This window comes from Sanguibacter suarezii NBRC 16159 (assembly GCF_001552735.1).
Classification (GTDB): domain Bacteria; phylum Actinomycetota; class Actinomycetes; order Actinomycetales; family Cellulomonadaceae; genus Sanguibacter; species Sanguibacter suarezii.
Map to the genome: position 1 here is coordinate 1 of NZ_BCRT01000028.1, position 5,546 is coordinate 5,546.

Below are 5,546 nucleotides of genomic sequence, written 5' to 3' on the forward strand. Positions count from 1 at the left end.
GGTTGCCCCGAGAGAAAGACCTTGATGGTCTGGAAGCGGTGCGCGTCCGCTCCTTGAGAACTCAACAGTGTGCTTAATAGTCAATGCCAAGACCCCTTGTCTGGTGTTGGTTGCCTTGCCTTTCTGGTGGGGTGGCTGATTCGCAGCAAGGTTTATTTGGTATGAATTGAAAACGCAAGTTTTCGGTTTGTAGCCTTGATTAATCAAGTGCCTCTTTGCAGGGGTGCTTGCTTCGTATGGTTGTTAACTGGGTTCGCCTGGTTGATATCAAACATTTACGGAGAGTTTGATCCTGGCTCAGGACGAACGCTGGCGGCGTGCTTAACACATGCAAGTCGAACGGTGATGGAGGAGCTTGCTCTTCCTGATCAGTGGCGAACGGGTGAGTAACACGTGAGTAACCTGCCCTTGACTCTGGGATAACTTCGGGAAACCGTGGCTAATACCGGATATGAGATGCGACCGCATGGTCTGTGTCTGGAAAGTTTTTCGGTCAAGGATGGACTCGCGGCCTATCAGCTTGTTGGTGAGGTAATGGCTCACCAAGGCGTCGACGGGTAGCCGGCCTGAGAGGGCGACCGGCCACACTGGGACTGAGACACGGCCCAGACTCCTACGGGAGGCAGCAGTGGGGAATATTGCACAATGGGCGAAAGCCTGATGCAGCGACGCCGCGTGAGGGATGAAGGCCTTCGGGTTGTAAACCTCTTTCAGTAGGGAAGAAGCGAAAGTGACGGTACCTGCAGAAGAAGCACCGGCTAACTACGTGCCAGCAGCCGCGGTAATACGTAGGGTGCAAGCGTTGTCCGGAATTATTGGGCGTAAAGAGCTCGTAGGCGGTTTGTCGCGTCTGGTGTGAAAACTCAAGGCTCAACCTTGAGCTTGCATCGGGTACGGGCAGACTAGAGTGTGGTAGGGGTGACTGGAATTCCTGGTGTAGCGGTGGAATGCGCAGATATCAGGAGGAACACCGATGGCGAAGGCAGGTCACTGGGCCACTACTGACGCTGAGGAGCGAAAGCATGGGGAGCGAACAGGATTAGATACCCTGGTAGTCCATGCCGTAAACGTTGGGCACTAGGTGTGGGGCTCATTCCACGAGTTCCGCGCCGCAGCTAACGCATTAAGTGCCCCGCCTGGGGAGTACGGCCGCAAGGCTAAAACTCAAAGGAATTGACGGGGGCCCGCACAAGCGGCGGAGCATGCGGATTAATTCGATGCAACGCGAAGAACCTTACCAAGGCTTGACATACACCGGAATCATGCAGAGATGTGTGCGTCTTCGGACTGGTGTACAGGTGGTGCATGGTTGTCGTCAGCTCGTGTCGTGAGATGTTGGGTTAAGTCCCGCAACGAGCGCAACCCTCGTCCTATGTTGCCAGCACGTTATGGTGGGGACTCATAGGAGACTGCCGGGGTCAACTCGGAGGAAGGTGGGGATGACGTCAAATCATCATGCCCCTTATGTCTTGGGCTTCACGCATGCTACAATGGCCGGTACAAAGGGCTGCGATACCGCGAGGTGGAGCGAATCCCAAAAAGCCGGTCTCAGTTCGGATTGGGGTCTGCAACTCGACCCCATGAAGTCGGAGTCGCTAGTAATCGCAGATCAGCAACGCTGCGGTGAATACGTTCCCGGGCCTTGTACACACCGCCCGTCAAGTCACGAAAGTCGGTAACACCCGAAGCCGGTGGCCTAACCCCTTGTGGGATGGAGCCGTCGAAGGTGGGATTGGCGATTGGGACTAAGTCGTAACAAGGTAGCCGTACCGGAAGGTGCGGCTGGATCACCTCCTTTCTAAGGAGCTACATGCTGGCGCTGTCGGGGACTACCCCGGCTAGTGGTCAGGTGGCCACGTCCACTCTCCGAATGAGGGGGTGGGTGGTTGCTCACGGGTGGAACATTGACTAGTTGGTCAGTTGGTCTCTCATGCAAGTACACCAGTCTTCGTGCTGGTTGGAACGGGTGGGGGAGCGGTTGGCGGGCATGAGCACACTGTTGGGTCCTGAAGGCACGGGCGTCGTCAGACGCAACGTACTTCAGGCGGCCAGGTCGATGAGATCTGGTTGCTGCACGGGTCATCGTGATCCATGCGAACCGCCCCTTGAGGGTAGGCGCTGGTGTTCGGTGGGACCGTCCGTAGCTTGAGAACTGCACAGTGGACGCGAGCATCTTTGTAAGATCAAAGATTTATCTTTGGTTCTTTGCAATTTTTTGTTGTCAAGTTTTTAAGGGCACAGGGTGGATGCCTTGGCACTAGGAGCCGATGAAGGACGTAGTAGCCTGCGATAAGCCTCGGGGAGTTGGCAAACGAACCGTGATCCGAGGATTTCCGAATGGGGAAACCCAGCTGGAGTTATGTCCAGTTACCCGCATCTGAATATATAGGGTGTGTGGAGGGAACGTCGGGAAGTGAAACATCTCAGTACCGACAGGAAGAGATATTCCGTGAGTAGTGGCGAGCGAAAGCGGATGAGGCCAAACCGTTCATGTGTGATACCCGGCAGGGGTTGCATGGGCGGGGTTGTGGGACCTTTCAGATTGTTCTGCCGAACTTTCAGGGAGTCAGAAAGCCGCGTTATAGTCGAAGGGCATTGAAAGGCCCGGCGTAGAGGGTGTGACCCCCGTAGACGAAATGACGTGGCCTCCCGAAGGGGATCCCAAGTAGCACGGGGCCCGAGAAATCCCGTGTGAATCCGTGAAGACCACTTCATAAGCCTAAATACTACCTAGTGACCGATAGCGGACAAGTACCGTGAGGGAAAGGTGAAAAGTACCCCGGGAGGGGAGTGAAATAGTACCTGAAACCGTGTGCCTACAATCCGTTGGAGCCTCCTTAGCAGGGGTGACAGCGTGCCTTTTGAAGAATGAGCCTGCGAGTTAGTGCTCAGTGGCGAGGTTAACCCGTGTGGGGAAGCCGTAGCGAAAGCGAGTCTTAATAGGGCGAATGAGTCGCTGGGTCTAGACCCGAAGCGAAGTGATCTACCCATGGGCAGGTTGAAGCGCGGGTAAGACCGCGTGGAGGACCGAACCCACCTAGGTTGAAAACTGGGGGGATGACCTGTGGGTAGGGGTGAAAGGCCAATCAAACTTCGTGATAGCTGGTTCTCCCCGAAATGCATTTAGGTGCAGCGTCACGTGTTTCTTGCCGGAGGTAGAGCTACTGGATGGCCGATGGGCCCTACAAGGTTACTGACGCCAGCCAAACTCCGAATGCCGGCAAGTGAGAGCGTGGCAGTGAGACTGTGGGGGATAAGCTCCATAGTCGAGAGGGAAACAGCCCAGACCACCAGCTAAGGCCCCTAAGCGTATGCTAAGTGGGAAAGGATGTGGAGTTGCACAGACAACCAGGAGGTTGGCTTAGAAGCAGCCACCCTTGAAAGAGTGCGTAATAGCTCACTGGTCAAGTGATTCCGCGCCGACAATGTAGCGGGGCTCAAGTATACCGCCGAAGCTGTGGCATTCACATAATAACCAGGCCTTCGTGGTCCAGGTGTGTGGATGGGTAGGGGAGCGTCGTGTGGCCAGTGAAGTCGCGGGGTAACCCAGCGGTGGAGGCTACACGAGTGAGAATGCAGGCATGAGTAGCGAATGACGGGTGAGAAACCCGTCCGCCGAATGATCAAGGGTTCCAGGGCCAGGCTAATCCGCCCTGGGTAAGTCGGGACCTAAGGCGAGGCCGACAGGCGTAGTCGATGGACAAGGAGTTGATATTCTCCTACCGGCGAAGAACCGCCCATACCGAATCTGGTGATGCTAAGTGCCCAAGCCTGGTCCGCAGGCCCTTCGGGGCTGAGGACTCAGGGGAGCGCACGACCCGAGCTGGTAGTAGGTAAGCGCATTAACAGGAGTGACGCAGGAAGGTAGCCCAGCGTGGCGATGGTTGTCCACGTCCAAGGTTGTAGGGAGAACAGTAGGCAAATCCGCTGTTCATATATCCTGAGAACTGATGGTGAGTCCGTATGGACGATGATTGGGTGATCCTATGCTGCCAAGAAAAGCTTCGGCGCGAGGTTCAAGCCGCCCGTACCCTAAACCGACTCAGGTGATCAGGTAGAGAATACTAAGGCGATCGAGAGAATCATGGTTAAGGAACTCGGCAAAATGCCCCCGTAACTTCGGGAGAAGGGGGGCCCGGAGCGTGTACCCACTTGCTGGGGAAGCGTGCAAGGGCCGCAGAGACCAGGGAGAAGCGACTGTTTACTAAAAACACAGGTCCGTGCGAAGTCGCAAGACGATGTATACGGACTGACGCCTGCCCGGTGCTGGAAGGTTAAGAGGACGGGTTAGCACTTGTGCGAAGCTCAGAATTTAAGCCCCAGTAAACGGCGGTGGTAACTATAACCATCCTAAGGTAGCGAAATTCCTTGTCGGGTAAGTTCCGACCTGCACGAATGGCGTAACGACTTCTCCGCTGTCTCAACCGTGAACTCGGCGAAATTGCACTACGAGTAAAGATGCTCGTTACGCGCAGCAGGACGGAAAGACCCCGGGACCTTTACTATAGTTTGGTATTGGTGTTCGGTGCGGCTTGTGTAGGATAGGTGGGAGACTGTGAAGCATGCACGCCAGTGTGTGTGGAGTCAACGTTGAAATACCACTCTGGTCGCTCTGGATATCTAACCTCGGTCCGTAATCCGGATCAGGGACAGTGCCTGATGGGTAGTTTAACTGGGGCGGTTGCCTCCTAAAATGTAACGGAGGCGCTCAAAGGTTCCCTCAGCCTGGTTGGCAATCAGGTGTCGAGTGCAAGTGCACAAGGGAGCTTGACTGTGAGACTGACAGGTCGAGCAGGGACGAAAGTCGGAACTAGTGATCCGGCGGTGGCTTGTGGAAGCGCCGTCGCTCAACGGATAAAAGGTACCCCGGGGATAACAGGCTGATCTTGCCCAAGAGTCCATATCGACGGCATGGTTTGGCACCTCGATGTCGGCTCGTCGCATCCTGGGGCTGGAGTAGGTCCCAAGGGTTGGGCTGTTCGCCCATTAAAGCGGTACGCGAGCTGGGTTTAGAACGTCGTGAGACAGTTCGGTCCCTATCCGCTGCGCGCGCAGGAAACTTGAGAAGGGCTATCCCTAGTACGAGAGGACCGGGATGGACGAACCTCTGGTGTGCCAGTTGTTCCGCCAGGAGCACGGCTGGTTGGCTACGTTCGGAAGAGATAACCGCTGAAAGCATCTAAGCGGGAAGCTTGCTTCAAGATGAGGTTTCCACGGGATTCGTCCCGAGAGGCTCCCAGTAGACCACTGGGTGGATAGGCCGGATGTGGAAGAAGGGACTAACGACCTTCGGAGCTGACCGGTACTAATAAGCCGATAACTTGATAACACTCAAAATTTTGTGTGCTACGCGTCCACTGTGCGGTTCTTAGGGTACGGCCGGCTTCCCGGTTCGTCTAACCTAATAGAGTTACGGCAGTCATAGCGTGGGGGAAACGCCCGGTCCCATTCCGAACCCGGAAGCTAAGCCCCACTGCGCCGATGGTACTGCACGGGAGACTGTGTGGGAGAGTAGGTCGCTGCCGGACACCCATTCACGAAAGCCC

General features: G+C 55.7%; 3 rRNA genes. All 3 read left to right on the forward strand.

Annotated elements, in window-relative coordinates:
* Nucleotides 1-274: 274 nt before the first annotated feature.
* The 3 genes from SS2_RS16830 (at nt 275) to rrf (ending at nt 5,528) form a co-directional block, all read left to right on the forward strand.
* A 16S ribosomal RNA gene (locus SS2_RS16830) occupies nt 275-1,798 on the forward strand.
* A gap of 421 nt (nt 1,799-2,219) precedes the next feature.
* Nucleotides 2,220-5,329 (forward strand): 23S ribosomal RNA (locus tag SS2_RS16835).
* 82 nt (nt 5,330-5,411) lie between these two features.
* Nucleotides 5,412-5,528, forward strand: a 5S ribosomal RNA gene (rrf, locus tag SS2_RS16840).
* The 16S, 23S and 5S rRNA genes sit together here, the layout of an rRNA operon.
* Nucleotides 5,529-5,546 lie beyond the last annotated feature (18 nt).